We start from the raw sequence: 15,426 nt of genomic DNA, 5'->3' as shown, positions 1-15,426 counted from the left end.
ACCTGACGTTATTTATGTCGCAAAAAAGAACGTAAACCCGCCATCCACTGCAAGCGATATACCTCACTTTCATTTACCAGGTGGTGACGTGCGCCGGGATAGCGACAAACTTCAGCATTAGGGAATTTTTCCAATAAGGTATCGAGATTATTCTGCCAGTCCACCGTACGATCTTCCTCTCCCTGCAAAATCAGACAATTTGCTGATACCGGGTCAGCGGCTTCAATCGCCGGAATCCAGCGGGATAGCGCCCGGACCCAATCCACCGCCAGATAGTTGTACTGCAGCGGCTCTTCTTTAAGAAAACGCAGAAAATTTTCATCATGGCTATTTTCAGAGAAACGGCGCTTCAGTCGATTGATGAAAGGCGACAGCAGATAAAAGCTGATCAGCCCCTGAGTCCAGTTCCAGGGCTTCACCAGAGGTGCCAACAACACAACTTTATCAAGCGTAAACTCTTCTTTAAAAGGGCTGCGTAGCAACCAATCAATAATCACAGCCCCACCCGTACTCTGACCGATCAGGTTCAGTGGCTTGGCCCGCTGCTGCACAGTGAGCTGCATCACCTGCCAAAGCGCCCGACTATACTCATCAAAGGAGATAATCGAAGCTCTTGGGCCCGATGATAAACCATGCCCGGGAAGATCGACCGCCACAACCTCATAGCCCTCTGCCAATAGAAACTGAATCAGATGGGTGTAGAGGCCAATATGGTCATAATAACCATGCAACAGATAAAAGCAGCCATTGGAGACCGCTCCTGGTTCCCGTGACGGAAGAAATGTCTGATAGACCACCTCATAGGTATCAGACCGGACACAGCCCCAGAGATGTTCCGATGACGGCAAACGGCTCAGACCATAGAAATCACTATAGGTACGCTTGATTCTGTGGAGCATGGGGTTATCCGACTCCACCTCTGCCAGCAATATTTTACGCAGCATAGCGGCATGAAAAGGGTCTGCATTTTGTATGTTTTTTGCAGTCATGGCTGAGCGTTTTTCCCTACATCGGCCTGTAATTCAATAGAATCGGGGTTGGCATCCTACCTCAGAAACACTTATTTATAAAAACGTCCCGTTTAAGAAGCCCATACCTGACTCAGGCAACGGCACGACCCGATCCCTTCAACTTTGTGACCTGCCCGTCGCAATGGTCTTATTCATTAGGCGTACATCTAGGGACAAATGCCAGTGCTTTCAGGTATCTTTACGGGGCACTGTACCGCTCTGGCAGTACAGCCCCTTTCTGAAAGACGGCACATCGGACAGAAGGGACTCCCTAACAGACAACCGAGAAAAAGTCTGACAGGAACGACAACGAAGCTCTGATCACTCCCACGGCACATGGGATCGTATCAACTTCCTGCTGGCAGCAGCACCCAGATCGGGTGTCGCTTCGGGCATAGCTTTAAACTTTTTTAGGCACAATTTTTAGACAGAGGCACTTTCCATGACTGAACGCGTTCAGATCGGCAACTTAAGTGTTGCAAAAACACTCTACGATTTTATCAGCAATGATGCGGCACCCGGCACAGGTGTTGACGTTGCACACTTCTGGACACAGTTCGATGCCATCGTCCATGATCTGGCGCCCCGCAACCGTGAACTGTTGGCAAAACGTGAACAGATTCAGGCACAGATCGATCAGTGGCACCGTGACCGCAAAGGCCAGGCCTTCGACCTAGGCGCCTACAAAGACTTTCTGAGTGAGATCGGCTACCTGCTGCCTGAAGGTGATGACTTTACAATCAACACCGCCAATGTAGACCCGGAAATGGCAACCATGGCCGGCCCTCAGTTGGTGGTTCCGGTTATGAATGCCCGTTTTGCATTGAACGCCGCCAATGCCCGTTGGGGTAGCCTGTATGATGCACTCTATGGCACCGATGCGATCTCTGAAGAAAACGGCGCAGAGAAAGGCAGTAGCTATAATCCTGTTCGCGGCGCAAAAGTGATCGAGTTTGCCCGCAACTTCCTGAATGAAGCAGCGCCTTTAGCTTCCGGCGACCGCACCCAGGCGACACTATACGCCGTTAAAGAGGGCGCACTGGTTGTTACCCTGAAAGATGGCACGGAAACCGGCCTTGCTAACCCTGACCAGTTTGTTGGCTACAACGGCAATACCCAAGCCCCGGATTCTGTACTGCTAGTGAACAACGGCATGCACTTTGAGATCCAGGTCGACCGTACCCACCTGATCGGCAAAGATGACGCAGCCGGCGTTAAAGATGTGGTGATGGAATCTGCCCTGACCACCATTATGGACTGTGAAGACTCCGTAGCCGCTGTAGATGCGGATGATAAAGTGGTGATCTACCGCAACTGGCTCGGTCTAATGAAAGGCGACTTGACCGAAGAAGTCACCAAAGGTGGCAAAACCTTTACCCGTCGCATTAACGGTGACCGCGAGTACACCGGTAAAGATGGTTCACCGATGGCACTGAAAGGTCGCAGCCTGATGTTCGTACGTAACGTCGGCCATCTGATGACCAACAACGCCATCCTGGACAAAGACGGCAACGAAGTCCCTGAAGGCATCATTGACGGTATCTGTACCTCGCTGATCTCCCTGCATGACCTGAAAGGTCAGGGCCAGTTCAGCAACACCACCACAGGCTCCATGTATATCGTTAAGCCTAAGATGCACGGCCCGGAAGAAGTGGCCTTTGCTAACGAACTGTTTGGCCGCATTGAAGACGCACTGGGTCTTGCCCGCTTCACCCTGAAAATGGGCATCATGGATGAAGAGCGTCGCACCACGGTAAACCTGAAAGAGTGTATCCGCGCGGCGAAAGACCGCACCGTATTTATCAACACCGGCTTCCTCGACCGTACCGGCGATGAGATCCACACCTCTATGGAAGCAGGCCCAATGATCCGCAAAGGTGAAATGAAAGCCGCTCCCTGGATTGGTGCCTATGAAAACTGGAACGTGGACGTTGGCCTGGAATGCGGCCTAAGTGGTAAAGCTCAGATCGGTAAAGGTATGTGGGCCATGCCGGATCTGATGGCCGACATGCTGAAAGCAAAAATCGGCCACCCTATGTCCGGTGCTAACACCGCATGGGTTCCGTCTCCGACGGCAGCCACCCTGCACGCCCTGCACTACCACAAGGTTGATGTTTTTGCCCGTCAGGGTGAGATCAAGGTCCGTGGCCGTGCTAATCTGGATGACATTCTGACCATTCCGGTTGAGCCAAATCCAAGCTGGTCAGCACAAGAGATTCAGCAAGAGCTGGACAACAACGCACAGGGTATTCTCGGCTACGTAGTACGCTGGGTTGATCAGGGTGTCGGTTGTTCCAAGGTTCCTGATATCAACGATGTAGGCTTGATGGAAGACCGCGCAACCCTGCGTATCTCCAGCCAACATATCGCCAACTGGCTGCATCACGGTATCTGCTCTGAAGAACAGGTGATGGAAACCATGAAGCGCATGGCCGGTGTTGTCGATCGTCAGAACGCCAACGACCCAACCTACACGCCAATGGCACCTAACTTCGACGGCATCGCCTTCGAAGCCGCCTGCAAACTGGTGTTTGAAGGCACCAAACAGCCAAGTGGTTACACCGAACCCCTGCTGCATGAATGCCGCCTGAAGCTAAAAGCACAACAGGCCTAAACGCCGGTTAAACGCTTAAAGCTGACAAAGCCCCGATCCTGAAAAGGTCGGGGCTTTTTGGTTTATAGGCTTCCGGAATCAAAGACGTCAGAACACAACAAGTAGGCCGGATAAGCGCTATACACAGCATCTGAAATCACACGGATATTGATTGGCGCGTCATCCGGCATTTCCCATGATCACACCAGATGCCATAAAACCCCAATGTCGTATGACGCGCCCACGGCGCTTATACGACCTACGGTCGAGGTGAGTAATCAGCAGGTAGGCCTTGATTCCCTTTTGGTTTTCTTTCCCTCATCGCCAGCCTCCATCACCAACAACTGTCGCTTGCGGGCAATTCCCCACCGATACCCTGACAAGTCACCATTCTTACGTACCACCCGATGACAGGGAATCAACAAGGCCACCTGATTAGCACCGCAGGCACTGGCCACCGCTCGCACAGCCGTAGGCATGCCTAATCTTTCTGCCAGCTGGCTGTAGCTGATCGTTTCACCAAAAGGAATATCCTGCAGAGCCTGCCAGACCTGTTGCTGAAAGGCGGTTCCAGCCAGATTAAGCGGCAATTCAGGGAAAGGGGATTGGTTCACCAGCGCAGAACAGATCTGCTCAAGATATGGCATCAGATGATCGGATCGCTGCCAGTGGCGATCAGGAAAAGCCGCCTCTGCTTCGGCCATCAGAACTTCTGGCGAGTCGCCAATATAGAGCAGCGACAAACCAGTATTAGCCTGTTGCTCCGCCAGCATAAGAGAACCTAATGGAGATAGTGCGAACTGATAATACATAAGTACTCCTGACAGGGTTGCCGGAGCAGCAAATTATATCGCGGACTGAACCTGACAACGGCCGTTAGCTTTAGCTTTATAAAGATAAGTATCGGCAGCAATGATACCTTCCTGCAAGCTGCCATTCTGATTAATCCTGACGATGCCGGCACTTAAGCTGGTGTTAATCTTACGCCCCAGCACAATAAGGGGTTGGCCGGTCAGCATGCCATTAAGGAATTGTAGCTGTTCAATCAGCTCTTTTTCTTTCAATCCGGATAGCAGAGCAAACTCCTCGCCCCCCATTCGAGCCAGCAGCGCTTCAGGTTCAAAATGATCCGATAACATTCGGGCAATATGGATCAGAACATGATCGCCAATATCGTGACCAAAGCGATCATTGACCTGTTTGAAAAAGTCCAGGTCGATAATCACTAATGTCTGGGGCTCATCCCGCAAACGGCGGACGCCCTCTTCGAAGAAAGCACGACGATTGGATAAACCGGTTAGTGTGTCCGTGTTCGCTTGCAAACGCAGATCATGCTCCAGAGAGCGACGCCGGTGCACTTCTCGCTCAAGGGTCTCGTGTTCCTCAGCCAATGTCTTAAACAGACGATAATGAGGGAGACTGATCATGGCTGAAATAAGTAAAGGAGCCATTACAGGCAGGGAAACCGCAACCGGAATATTGAAGCACCCGGGAGCCCAAAGCAGATAGAAACTATAGCACAGCGCGGCAGAAAGCAGCGTTGGCCAAAGCGTTGCCCGCAATAAATAGCCCATCAGACTGTACTGGGCAATACGTCTGGCCTTTTCGATCAGATGCGTGCGATTGCTATCTGGCATTATGCCACCCTGTGCTTATTTTTCTTGGTGCAGCATTATTCATGAATATCAGGCCAGATGCACCCCTGGATCGCCATAATTCGATATAAAGTGACATTAGTCCGGTATCTTTTAAGAAAATCAGAGATTCCCACTAACACCGGGAGGAAATTCTTTCGTCCACAATCTTTTATCCGGCGAGTCAGCACCTGTTTGCCCCCCAAAACCGGAGATTAGCCCGCCTATCACCGCATAATAAGCGCATTTTAAGGACGAAGTCAGAAGCACGTACTACGTGTTCAAAATAATCGCAAAACGCCCTGAGAAAGCCTGCTTCCCAGTCTTAAAAATATAGGGTATAAGCCTTTACTCCGGTCAGTCAGGAAACACCCTGCAACTGCTCTTATGCCAGAGGTCTGCCATGAACCCTATTCTCAATACTGTATTACAATCGGACAGCTGCTCTGCCAGTCTGGTAAGCCAGAAAGATATCGATCAGATTTGTACAGACCTATACCAGAGTGGCTGGACCGTGGTTGAGAATTTCCTCAGTGCAGCTTTTGTCGACCTCATGCGGCAGGATCTTATGGCACTGGATCGGCAGGAAAAGTTCCATAAGGCGGGCATTGGACGTGAACTGGATTTTGTCCGCCGGGAGGACATCCGGTCAGACCGCATCTGCTGGCTGGAGAATATCAACGAGACTCAGAATCTTTTTATGCAGATGCTGGATCAGCTAATGACCGCTGTTAATCGGCGTTTGTTTCTGGGGATGAACCACTACGAAGCCATGTATGCTATTTATGAGCCCGGCCAGTTTTATAAAAAACATGTGGACAGCTTTAAGGGCCAGCGTAACCGGATTATGACCCTGGTATTCTACCTCAACCCCGACTGGACTCAGGATCAGGGGGGAGAGTTGCTACTTTACCCCGAGGTCAGTGAAGGTGGCCTAGAAAACAACGAACCTATTATAACCTTGCCCCCCAAGGCCGGCACGGTGGCGGCCTTTTTAAGCGAAGATTTTCCCCATGAAGTGCTGACAACTCACGATATCCGTTACAGCATTGCAGTCTGGTTCCGCATTAGGGAAGGAGAGATTCCGCTGTAACACCTAACCTGTAGGCCGCTCTTCAGGGCGTCAGCGGCGCTGTCAAATACAGGCGCCGACGGGCTGAAGCCCGACCCACAAAAACATAAAGAGACAAGGTTAACGGTTACGACAGCGATTAGCAGGAAACATCAGAGCTTCCAGCAGGTAATCTTTAAAATCCTGCGGGTAGTCTTTATCTTTCAGTGCTTCTGCCATACAACCCAACCATGCATCCCGCTCCTCTATGCCGATATCCAGATGGGCATGGGCCTTTGGAATGGCGATGGAACCGTATTTTTCCCGATACAGTTTAGGGCCTCCCAGCCAACCACAAAGAAAGCGGTAAAGCTTATCGCTGGAGATCGCCAGATCTTCCTTGTGCATACTGAGAATATGCTGCGCTTCAGGCAGGGTAGACATTGCCTGGTAAAAATCATCCGCTAACTGTTTCAACCCTGCTTCACCACCTGCGGTCAGAAATGATTTATCCCCTTCGCCGTAGGCACGATTATCTTCCGGTGTACTCATGGTGCGGTACTCTTAATTGATGAGTGCAGCTCTGATTAAGGAGTCTCCATCTTTTAATTAGAGTCTGCTGATAAAAAGTCAGGGCATTATAAGCAGAGACCTCTATGGTCGATACTTTTTTACGCCCCCTGCGCTATTTTGCCGCTGTCAGTATCAAAGGGAATATGCCCCTGCCCGATCCAGTAAAGCTTGCGGTGTCGTGGTAATTGCTTAAAAGCATATTCGGCTTTCAGAGCCAAACTGCGGCTACCCAGTTTCTGCTGATGGCGAAGCCGATAGGTTTTTCGGCCACGCATAAAACGCGCACCTTTCCCGGACTCATGTTCAGCTACACGACGCGTAACGTCCGTGGTGATACCGGTATAAAGGCGCTCACCATCCGTTTCTATGACATAGAGAAACCAATCAGCCACCGGCTTTTTTCACCTTAAAGCCTTTATCCGTTAACAGCGTCAGCAGCAGATCCCGCTGATCACCCTGAATTTCAATCACATGATCTTTTACCGCACCGCCCACACCGCAGCGGGTTTTCAGCTCTTTTGCCAACTTTTTCAGTTCCGCAGGCGTCACCGGTACACCTTCAATCAGGGTTACGCCTTTGCCTTTTCGACCTTTGGTTTCCCGCTTAAGACGGACAATACCATCACCTTCAGGCACGACATCGTCAGCCTGCTTACAGCGACAACGATCGACTGGCTGCTCACAATCCGGGCAGAGGCGACCGGTTTCCGTTGAATAGACAAGACTTCGTAACTTATCAAATGACATTATTTTATCCACAGGCTGAAAGAATCACAGGACGCAAGTGTACTGAGGCATCGCCGCAAGCTCAATCCGGGTGGCTTAGCCCCGTAGCAAACCCCTGACTGATTTTTTGCACCAGCGCGGTCGGCATCTTTGGGTGTGCGTTGGCGGACATCACCAGTGCGACAGACACCGAGGTCAGCTCTGGTAACAGGGTTCCCGCTTCAACCAGAGTGAGATCCTCCGGTGCGCTGGAGCGGATCATCGCACTGATCATGCCGTTTTGGCGTACCATCTCACAGAGCAACAGGGTACTGTTCGCCACCGCTAAGACCTGATAATCCCGCCCCAGTTTATCCAGCCCATCAAGGGCCGTGCTATGGAATTTGCAGTCCGGTTCCGCCAGTGCCAACGGCAGGCAATCATAATCATCCGGGGAGCGCCCCGCGGGCAGCACCCAAACCCCCTGATCCTGGTACAACAGATAACCTTCATCGGACTCGGCGTGTCGGGTCATCACCGACAGATCCAGCTCTCCCGCATCTAACTGGGGGCGCAGACGGTTGCTGGAGCCACCAAACACCTGCACCTCAAGGCCTGGCAGATGCTGATGAATCAGACGGATCAGTCTTGGCATCACCGTGACCAGATAATCATCCGGGCAGCCGATTCTCAGGGGACGACGCGCAGGCTCCTGCTGTAACGTCTGCAAGGCTTCATCGTGCAGATTCAGAATACGGCGGGCGTAACTGACCAGCGCTTTACCATCCGCTGTTAATTCAAGCGCTCTGCCTTCACGGTCAAACAGGGTTTTGCCCAGACTCTGCTCCAGACGCTTCATCTGCTGACTCACCGCCGCCTGAGTACGGAAGATCTGACGGGCCGCCCGGGTAAAACTGCCGGTATCCACCACCGCAATAAAGCTTCGAAGCAGTTCGGTATCCATAAGGTGTGCGCCTGTTCTGAACGATTGGGACGATAAAAAAGTCCGGCCTGAAACCATCGGACTTAAAACCAAAAATAAAGCGGGAATAGTGGCAAAAAAACACTGGCACAGCCAGCAGGATAAGAAAGCCTTATAGCTGAGTTAAATTTTATTCGTTTGTTGCCCAGCAAGGGGTACGGCAAACTCAGCGGCAAGACTTAAACGTACTGCCACGCAGCACACTGACCATAATGCACTAACCCAACACTGAAACGGAGGTTCCCATGACTCAGCCTGTACTGGTGATCGGCAACAAAAACTACTCATCCTGGTCCCTGCGCCCCTGGCTGCTGCTGAAGCAGTTCGGTATCGGGTTTGATGAGATCCACATTCCACTCTTTACCGATCAGATGCCTCAGTTGATGACAGAGCACACCCCCTGCAACAAGGTACCCGTGATTAAAGATGGTGATCTGGCCGTGTGGGATTCTCTGGCGGTCTGTGAATATATCAACCTACGCTTTCTGGACGGGAAAGGCTGGCCGGAGGATCTGCAGCTGATCTCCCTGGGTCGCTCAGCCGTGGCAGAAATGCATTCAGGCTTCCCGGATCTGCGCCATGAACTGCCGATGAATGTGCGCCGCAGCTACACCGGCTTTAAAGCCAGCGAAAAAGCACAGCAGGATATCGACCGTATTATCGCCCTCTGGCAGCAGCTGCTGGAAAGTTCCGGTGGACCTTGGTTACTGGGTGATTTCTCCATCGCCGATGCTTTTTATGCACCGGTTGCCAGCCGCTTCAACACCTACGACATCGAGCTGCCTGAAGCTTTGCAGCGCTATGTAAAACAGATTCTGGAACTTGAGGCGTATCAGGAATGGCTGGCAGACGCCAAAGCAGAGACGGAAGTGATTGTCGAGGAAGAGGTGGAGCTTTGATGAGCTGTCTTTGATGGGCCGCCTCAAATCGTAAGCTTTTAAGCTCTAGCACGCCCATGAAGAAAGCGGCTCAGCGTAGCCGCTTTTTGCGTTCCCGTTTGCGTTTCTGACCGGCTTTATGCCATTGCTGCATCTTCTGCAGATAAAAAGGCAGCACCATCAGCGCCAGCACAACGGCAATTCCGTTGATATGGTTGTGGATAAATTCTTCCATCAGCTTTTTACCCTCTGTTTCAGGTATCTCCTGTTTCTTAAGGTAAATTCTGCCGGAATAAAAAAACCCGTACCAGCAAAAACCGGTACGGGTTTGGAATTACAGCGCTTAAGGCCTATAACACTTGAAGGTTTATTTTACCTTAGGGTCCAGCTCACCGGTCAGGTAGCGCTGGTACATTACTTCCAGTGAATCCGCGTTGATCTTGCTGGCATTACCGGCAGTACCAAAGGCTTCGTAACGGTCCACACACACCTGAACCATCGCATCCATAGACGCTTTGAAGTATTTACGTGGGTCGAACTCCGATGGGTTTTCTGCCAGGAAGCGACGGATCGCACCGGTAGAGGCCAGACGCAGGTCAGTATCGATGTTTACTTTACGCACGCCGTGCTTAATACCTTCAACGATCTCTTCAACCGGCACACCATAAGTTTCTGGGATTTCGCCACCAAACTCGTTGATCACTGCCAGCCACTCCTGAGGTACAGAAGAAGAGCCGTGCATCACCAGATGAGTATCCGGAATACGCTCGTGGATCTCTTTAATACGGTCGATACGCAGTACGTCGCCGGTAGGCTTCTTGGTGAACTTGTAAGCGCCATGGGACGTACCGATCGCAATCGCCAGAGCATCAACACCGGTTTTCTTAACGAAGTCTGCAGCTTCTTCAGGGTCTGTCAGCATCTGGTCCATATCCAGAGTACCTTCTGCACCTACGCCATCTTCTTCACCGGCCTGACCGGTTTCCAGAGAACCCAGACAGCCCAGCTCGCCTTCTACAGAAACACCACAGGCGTGGGCCATTTCTACTGTGCGACGGGTAACATCAACGTTGTACTCGTAAGATGCCGGTGTTTTACCATCGTCCATCAGAGAGCCGTCCATCATGACCGAACTGAAGCCCAGCTGGATAGAACGCTGACAAACGTCGGGACTGGTGCCGTGGTCCTGATGCATACAAACAGGAATGTGTGGAAACTCTTCAACCGCCGCCAGAATCAGGTGACGCAGGAAAGGAGCACCCGCGTACTTACGTGCGCCAGCAGAAGCCTGAACGATAACCGGAGAATCAGTTTTATCCGCAGCGATCATAATCGCACGCATCTGCTCCAGGTTGTTGACGTTAAAGGCTGGTACGCCGTAACCGTGTTCGGCAGCGTGATCCAGCATCTGGCGCATACTAATTAAAGCCATGATTGTTTCCTTTTAAAATCGTCAAAGAATCAATAAAGAATAGCAAAGCGATACCCGAAAAATGCGCTCAATTTAGCACAGCACAGTTCCGGCGCATGAATGGCGCTAGTGTATCGCGAAAAAGCCGGTCTGGCTCGGTTCTCACCCTGAAAAAGCTCAGAATGATCAAAACCCAGCCACCGGCTTCTGTGTTATTTATCAGGGATGCGGGTTAATCGCAGCAACCATTGCCGCAGCAGGTATCCACATCACCGGCCTGCAGTTTTGCAGCCAGCTCCAATGCCGCTACCGCGGGCAATGTTTTACCTTCCACATACTCCAGGAAAGCACCGCCGCCGGTGGAGATATAAGAAACTTTATCTTCAATATCATATTTATCGATGGCCGCCAGGGTGTCACCACCGCCTGCGATGGAGAAGCCGTCACTTTCTGCAATCGCCAGAGACAGGGCTTTGGTGCCTTCACCGAACTGATCAATTTCGAATACGCCAACAGGGCCATTCCAAAGAATCGTCTTAGCGTCTTTCAGCTGAGCTGCCAGCATAGAGGCCGTTTCAGGGCCGATATCCAGAATCATCTCATCATCGGCGACTTCGTTTACTTTCTTAACTACGGCTTCAGCAGATTCGCTGAACTCTTTGGCTACGATCACATCAACCGGAACCGGAATCGAGGCTTTTGCCATCAGTCCCTTCGCGACAGGAATCAGATCCGCCTCATACAGCGACTTACCCACGTTATAGCCAGCAGCCGCAATAAAGGTGTTGGCGATACCGCCACCCACAATCAGCTGATCGCACTTGCCGGACAAAGCATTCAGCACTTCCAGTTTAGAGGATACTTTAGAGCCACCAACAATGGCAGCCATTGGCTTAGCCGGGCTCGCCAGAGCTTGCTCCAGAGCATCCAGCTCAGCTGCCAGCAAGGGTCCCGCGCAGGCGATGGGGGCAAAACGGGCAACGCCATGGGTCGATGCCTGAGCCCGGTGTGCCGTACCAAAAGCATCCATCACAAAGATATCGCACAGGGCACCATAGGCCCGGGCCAGATCATCTTCATCTTTCTTTTCGCCCTTGTTAAAGCGAACATTTTCCAGAATAACCAGCTCACCTTCAGCCACATCTACGCCATTCAGATAATCTTTTTCCAGACGTACATCACGGCCCAGTGCTTCAGACAGATACTCCGCAACCGGAGCCATGGAGAACTCATCGGCATACTCCCCTTCAGTCGGACGCCCCAGATGAGACATAACCAGTACTTTAGCACCCGCTCGCAGCGCCCGCTCAATAGTAGGCAGTGACGCACGAATACGGGCGTCGGAAGCAACTTTGCCATCTTTAACCGGTACGTTCAGATCTTCACGGATCAATACGCGTTTTCCGGTCAGTTTCAGATCGGTCATTTTTAATACGGTCATGAGTTTGTCCTGCCGTTCAGTGTCATTTCAGAAATCGTGGTCTTTGCATTCCACCGGCACTTTTCAATGTGCCCATGGTTTTCCGGTGTTTCTCACCGGGAATCTTTTAAAAGCGACCCGCGTTATAAAGTGCTTCAGTTGCTTTTCAGCCAACTCAGGGCAGTATCCAGCATCCGGTTGGCGTAGCCCCATTCGTTATCAAACCAGCACAGAATTTTTACCATACGCTTGCCGGAAACCCGGGTTTGAGTGCCATCGACAATGCCGGAGCGCGGATCATGGTTGAAGTCTACCGAGGCATGGGGCTCTTCGGTATAACCCAATAGCCCAAACAGCTGCTTTTGGGCCGCATCTGACAACACCCGGTTGACGGTTTCTGCATCCGTATCGGCCTGCACACAGAGGGTCAGATCCATCGCAGAAACGTTCATGGTGGGCACCCGCAGGTGCAAAGATTCAAATTTACCGGATAGATGGGGCAGCAGACGGTCAATACCCTTGGGCAACCCGGTATCAACGGGCACAATGGAACTCATCGCCCCCCGGGTCAGCCTCAGATCGGTCTGGTGATACGCGTCGATAACAGGCTGATCATTCATCGCTGAGTGAATCGTTGTTGTGACTCCATGGGCGATACCAAAGGCATCATCGATCAGTTTCAGTATCGGAATCACGCAATTGGTGGTGCAGGAGGCACTGGAAACAATAGTCTGCTGCTGGTTCAGCTCATGCTGATTCAAGCCGTACACGATCGTTGCATCCACATCCGACTCTGCAGGTTGGGAAAACAGCAGTTTTTTTGCACCACTTTCCAGATGACGCTGAGCGCTGGCCCTGTCTTTAAAAGAGCCCGAACACTCCAGCAGCAGATCCACATCCAGCTCACCCCAGGGCAACTGTTCAGGCTCGGCCTGACTTAAGACCTGAATCGGGTGGTTGTTAATCAGCAGTCCCTGCGCATCGGAACCCACCGGCACAGGGAATCGACCATGGGTCGAGTCATAGCGGGTCAGATAGGTGATGGTCTCAAGGTCAGACAACTCATTCAGCGCCACCACCTCTACATCAGCGCAATCCTGACGCTCATAACAGGCACGCAGCACACACTGCCCGATACGCCCGTAACCGTTAATGGCCAATCTGAACTTAGACAAAGCTCCACCTGCTTGGATTCAGTATGAAAAATATCAGCGACTTGGCGGAATATCGTAAAACTGACCGCGAACCACTGAAAAAAGGTGCCGTATTTTCCCGCATATAGCGCTGCAGCGCAAACTTAGTGGGAGGGATGAGGATAAGGTATTGTTATGGCTTACCTAAGAGTGTCGTTTATCAGACGATGAAAGTGCTCCGGACGCGGGCAATCTGTCCCCTTGCTGCTTACTGCTGTACAGAGGATAATCCACGAGCATTCGGGATTTGGTCATCAACAGCAGGACAACACTATGCGACTTAGCGAGGCTCAGGTCTGCAGCATCACGCACATACTGCGCCAGCACTTTGGCGCGGAGAGTGAAATACGGCTTTTTGGCTCCCGGTTGGATGATAGCGCCCGAGGCGGTGATATCGACCTTTATATTGAGCCGGAGCTGACCGACGGGAATGAGCTGGCAAAGGCGCTGATTCAGTCAAAAGTGGCACTGGTCAAAGCCCTGGGCGATCAGAAAATAGATCTGGTGATTAACCGTAAAGGCAGCTCCAGTCTGCCGATTTATCAGCACGCCCGTGAGACTGGGGTTGTTTTGTAGGAACTATCAACTTAAAACCCAAAAGGGAACTGCCTGTGAAACCCATTAACTACCGGGGGATTGAAGAGGTCTGCAGAGCTCACGCAGAACGTCTGCGCTGGGCAAGAGACACGTTAAGCCCCTTATTTCCTCTGCAACCGGAAAACCTAAGCCGTCTCAGCCCCATTGATCTGGCCGTTTTTGATCAGTTTGTGGTGCGTTTTTCAAAGCTTCAGGACGCGATGGGAGCAAAGCTATTTCCCGCAGTGCTCGAACTCACCAAAGAACAGGGTGAGCTGCGCACTTTTATCGATAAGCTGCACCAGCTGGAAAAAATGGGTGCCCTAGACTCTGCCGAGCAGTGGCTGGTCTTCAGGGAAATGCGTAATCAGTTCGCGCACGATTACCCGACCGATCCTAATATGCAGTCTGGTTTGCTGAATCAGGCCTTTGATATGACAGAGATATTGCTGAAAACTCTGGATCAGATAACGGATTTTGCAGCACCTTACCTGCCAAAATAACCACTGCCGGATGGCGCGCCCACGGCGCTTATCCGGCCTACCTTAATGCTCATATACCATTATTCCAGAAACCAAAAAAGGCAACCCGAAGGCTGCCTTTTTTGCGCTTTAAAGCGGGTAACTGATCGTTAAACGATTAGTCGTCCAGCTCTTCCAGCAGTTCGTCAACGGTACCCACGATATTGTCTGTGGTGAAGCCGAACGCTTCAAACAGTTGGTTAGCCGGTTGCTTTAAACTCTGCTTATTTGTCTGATGCCTCTGGCAGCATACGTGTCAGTGTATCGTCTTTTTGTACGAAGTGATGGTAAAGCGCTGCGCCAGCATGCATAGCAATTAGCATCCAAAGAGCCCAGGCTCCAGCAATGTCTTTATGGAAAAAGTCCCATTTCTTTTCCCAAACGCCCCATTCGGTATTGAACAGCTCTAAAATCCACTGCCCTATTCCAGTTTCACGAAAGGTAGGTATCTGAAAAAAACCGTAGTCAATTGGGCCACCGAAGCCGAACCATCCCGAAACAGGCATTGCAAACATAAAGAAGTAAAGAACCCAATGCATCACGTGTGCGCTATTAAGTTGCCACTTTGGCATTGCAGGCATTTTAGGCTGAGTATTCATCAACCTCCATCCTATTCGAAAAGAGGCCCAGGCGAGCACGCTAAAACCTATGGCGGTATGAATATTCAAGCTAGAACGAAATAGTGAATCATCTTTGTCTAAAAACCAAATTTTATAATATACGATCACATAGGCAGCCAAAAAACATAAGGCCACTAACCAGTGAAACCATTTGGCAATACTTCCATAAGTTCTTTCAGTATTTTTAATCATCGTTTTCTTATCCAATAGATATATTAAAATGCACTAGCTCAAATATTACGAGGCCTGCATGCTGGAT

At 51.1% G+C, this 15,426-nt stretch carries 17 protein-coding genes; 5 read left to right on the top strand and 12 right to left on the bottom strand.

Translation table 11 applies throughout. From position 1 onward, the window contains the following. Window positions 1–8 precede the first annotated feature (8 nt). Window positions 9–989, bottom strand: a complete 981-nt coding sequence (locus BTA35_RS15245) for an alpha/beta hydrolase (RefSeq protein WP_078320676.1) — start codon at window positions 987–989, stop codon at window positions 9–11. Between the two features lie 463 nt (window positions 990–1,452). Here BTA35_RS15245 and BTA35_RS15240 point away from each other — a divergent pair, with 463 nt between their 5' ends. After that, window positions 1,453–3,624, top strand: coding sequence for a malate synthase G (locus BTA35_RS15240; protein ID WP_078320675.1), 2,172 nt, complete (start codon window positions 1,453–1,455; stop codon window positions 3,622–3,624). Window positions 3,625–3,881: 257 nt separating this feature from the next. Here BTA35_RS15240 and BTA35_RS15235 read toward each other — a convergent pair whose 3' ends face one another. Beyond that, window positions 3,882–4,415: a methylated-DNA--[protein]-cysteine S-methyltransferase gene (locus BTA35_RS15235; protein WP_078320674.1), complete on the bottom strand. Its 534-nt coding sequence runs from the start codon at window positions 4,413–4,415 to the stop codon at window positions 3,882–3,884. Between the two features lie 33 nt (window positions 4,416–4,448). Then, a complete protein-coding gene (locus tag BTA35_RS15230; protein WP_078320673.1) occupies window positions 4,449–5,240 on the bottom strand; it encodes a GGDEF domain-containing protein in 792 nt (263 codons plus the stop codon). A gap of 400 nt (window positions 5,241–5,640) precedes the next feature. Between BTA35_RS15230 and BTA35_RS15225 the strand changes: the two genes are divergently transcribed. Beyond that, window positions 5,641–6,330, top strand: coding sequence for a 2OG-Fe(II) oxygenase (locus tag BTA35_RS15225; RefSeq protein WP_078320672.1), 690 nt, complete (start codon window positions 5,641–5,643; stop codon window positions 6,328–6,330). A 99-nt stretch (window positions 6,331–6,429) separates the two neighbouring features. On the opposite strand, the gene BTA35_RS15220 is transcribed toward BTA35_RS15225, so the two are convergent. The 4 genes from BTA35_RS15220 to BTA35_RS15205 form a co-directional block, all read right to left on the bottom strand. Beyond that, window positions 6,430–6,840: a group II truncated hemoglobin gene (locus BTA35_RS15220; RefSeq protein ID WP_078320671.1), complete on the bottom strand. Its 411-nt coding sequence runs from the start codon at window positions 6,838–6,840 to the stop codon at window positions 6,430–6,432. Between the two features lie 119 nt (window positions 6,841–6,959). Then, window positions 6,960–7,253 carry a GIY-YIG nuclease family protein gene (locus BTA35_RS15215; RefSeq protein ID WP_078320670.1) on the bottom strand — a complete coding sequence of 98 codons (294 nt, stop codon included), beginning with the start codon at window positions 7,251–7,253 and terminating at the stop codon, window positions 6,960–6,962. Beyond that, window positions 7,246–7,608, bottom strand: coding sequence for a translation initiation factor Sui1 (locus BTA35_RS15210; RefSeq protein WP_103989747.1), 363 nt, complete (start codon window positions 7,606–7,608; stop codon window positions 7,246–7,248). The genes BTA35_RS15215 and BTA35_RS15210 overlap by 8 nt, the downstream gene beginning before the upstream one ends. Before the next feature lie 61 nt (window positions 7,609–7,669). Further along, window positions 7,670–8,530: a LysR family transcriptional regulator gene (locus BTA35_RS15205; protein WP_078320669.1), complete on the bottom strand. Its 861-nt coding sequence runs from the start codon at window positions 8,528–8,530 to the stop codon at window positions 7,670–7,672. Window positions 8,531–8,793: 263 nt separating this feature from the next. Here BTA35_RS15205 and BTA35_RS15200 point away from each other — a divergent pair, with 263 nt between their 5' ends. Continuing rightward, a complete protein-coding gene (locus BTA35_RS15200; RefSeq protein WP_078320668.1) occupies window positions 8,794–9,447 on the top strand; it encodes a glutathione S-transferase family protein in 654 nt (217 codons plus the stop codon). Between the two features lie 70 nt (window positions 9,448–9,517). Here the strand turns inward: BTA35_RS15200 and BTA35_RS17965 are convergent, their stop codons facing one another. The 4 genes from BTA35_RS17965 to BTA35_RS15185 form a co-directional block, all read right to left on the bottom strand. Then, on the bottom strand, window positions 9,518–9,661 hold the full coding sequence (locus BTA35_RS17965) for a hypothetical protein (protein ID WP_160055267.1): 144 nt from the start codon (window positions 9,659–9,661) through the stop codon (window positions 9,518–9,520). Window positions 9,662–9,793: 132 nt separating this feature from the next. Next, window positions 9,794–10,858 (bottom strand): class II fructose-bisphosphate aldolase, encoded by a 1,065-nt coding sequence (gene fba, locus BTA35_RS15195; protein ID WP_078320667.1) that lies wholly within the window; start codon window positions 10,856–10,858, stop codon window positions 9,794–9,796. A 211-nt stretch (window positions 10,859–11,069) separates the two neighbouring features. Beyond that, window positions 11,070–12,278: a phosphoglycerate kinase gene (locus tag BTA35_RS15190; protein WP_078320666.1), complete on the bottom strand. Its 1,209-nt coding sequence runs from the start codon at window positions 12,276–12,278 to the stop codon at window positions 11,070–11,072. Between the two features lie 134 nt (window positions 12,279–12,412). Continuing rightward, on the bottom strand, window positions 12,413–13,432 hold the full coding sequence (locus BTA35_RS15185; RefSeq protein WP_238377612.1) for a type I glyceraldehyde-3-phosphate dehydrogenase: 1,020 nt from the start codon (window positions 13,430–13,432) through the stop codon (window positions 12,413–12,415). Between the two features lie 291 nt (window positions 13,433–13,723). On the opposite strand from BTA35_RS15185, the gene BTA35_RS15180 reads away from it, so the two are divergent. Both BTA35_RS15180 and BTA35_RS15175 read left to right on the top strand, forming a co-directional pair. Continuing rightward, on the top strand, window positions 13,724–14,026 hold the full coding sequence (locus BTA35_RS15180; RefSeq protein ID WP_078320664.1) for a nucleotidyltransferase domain-containing protein: 303 nt from the start codon (window positions 13,724–13,726) through the stop codon (window positions 14,024–14,026). A 35-nt stretch (window positions 14,027–14,061) separates the two neighbouring features. Continuing rightward, entirely contained in the window at window positions 14,062–14,529 is a 468-nt protein-coding gene (locus BTA35_RS15175) for a Cthe_2314 family HEPN domain-containing protein (protein ID WP_078320663.1), read from the top strand. A 242-nt stretch (window positions 14,530–14,771) separates the two neighbouring features. Here the strand turns inward: BTA35_RS15175 and BTA35_RS15170 are convergent, their stop codons facing one another. Next, a complete protein-coding gene (locus BTA35_RS15170; RefSeq protein ID WP_078320662.1) occupies window positions 14,772–15,359 on the bottom strand; it encodes a cytochrome b in 588 nt (195 codons plus the stop codon). Between the last annotated feature and the right edge of the window lie 67 nt (window positions 15,360–15,426).

This window comes from Oceanospirillum linum, assembly GCF_001995095.2.
In the GTDB taxonomy this organism is placed as follows: Bacteria; Pseudomonadota; Gammaproteobacteria; order Pseudomonadales; family Halomonadaceae; genus Oceanospirillum; species Oceanospirillum linum.
The sequence above is the reverse complement of the archived record's forward strand: the minus strand, read 5'-3'. Positions and strand labels throughout refer to the sequence as shown.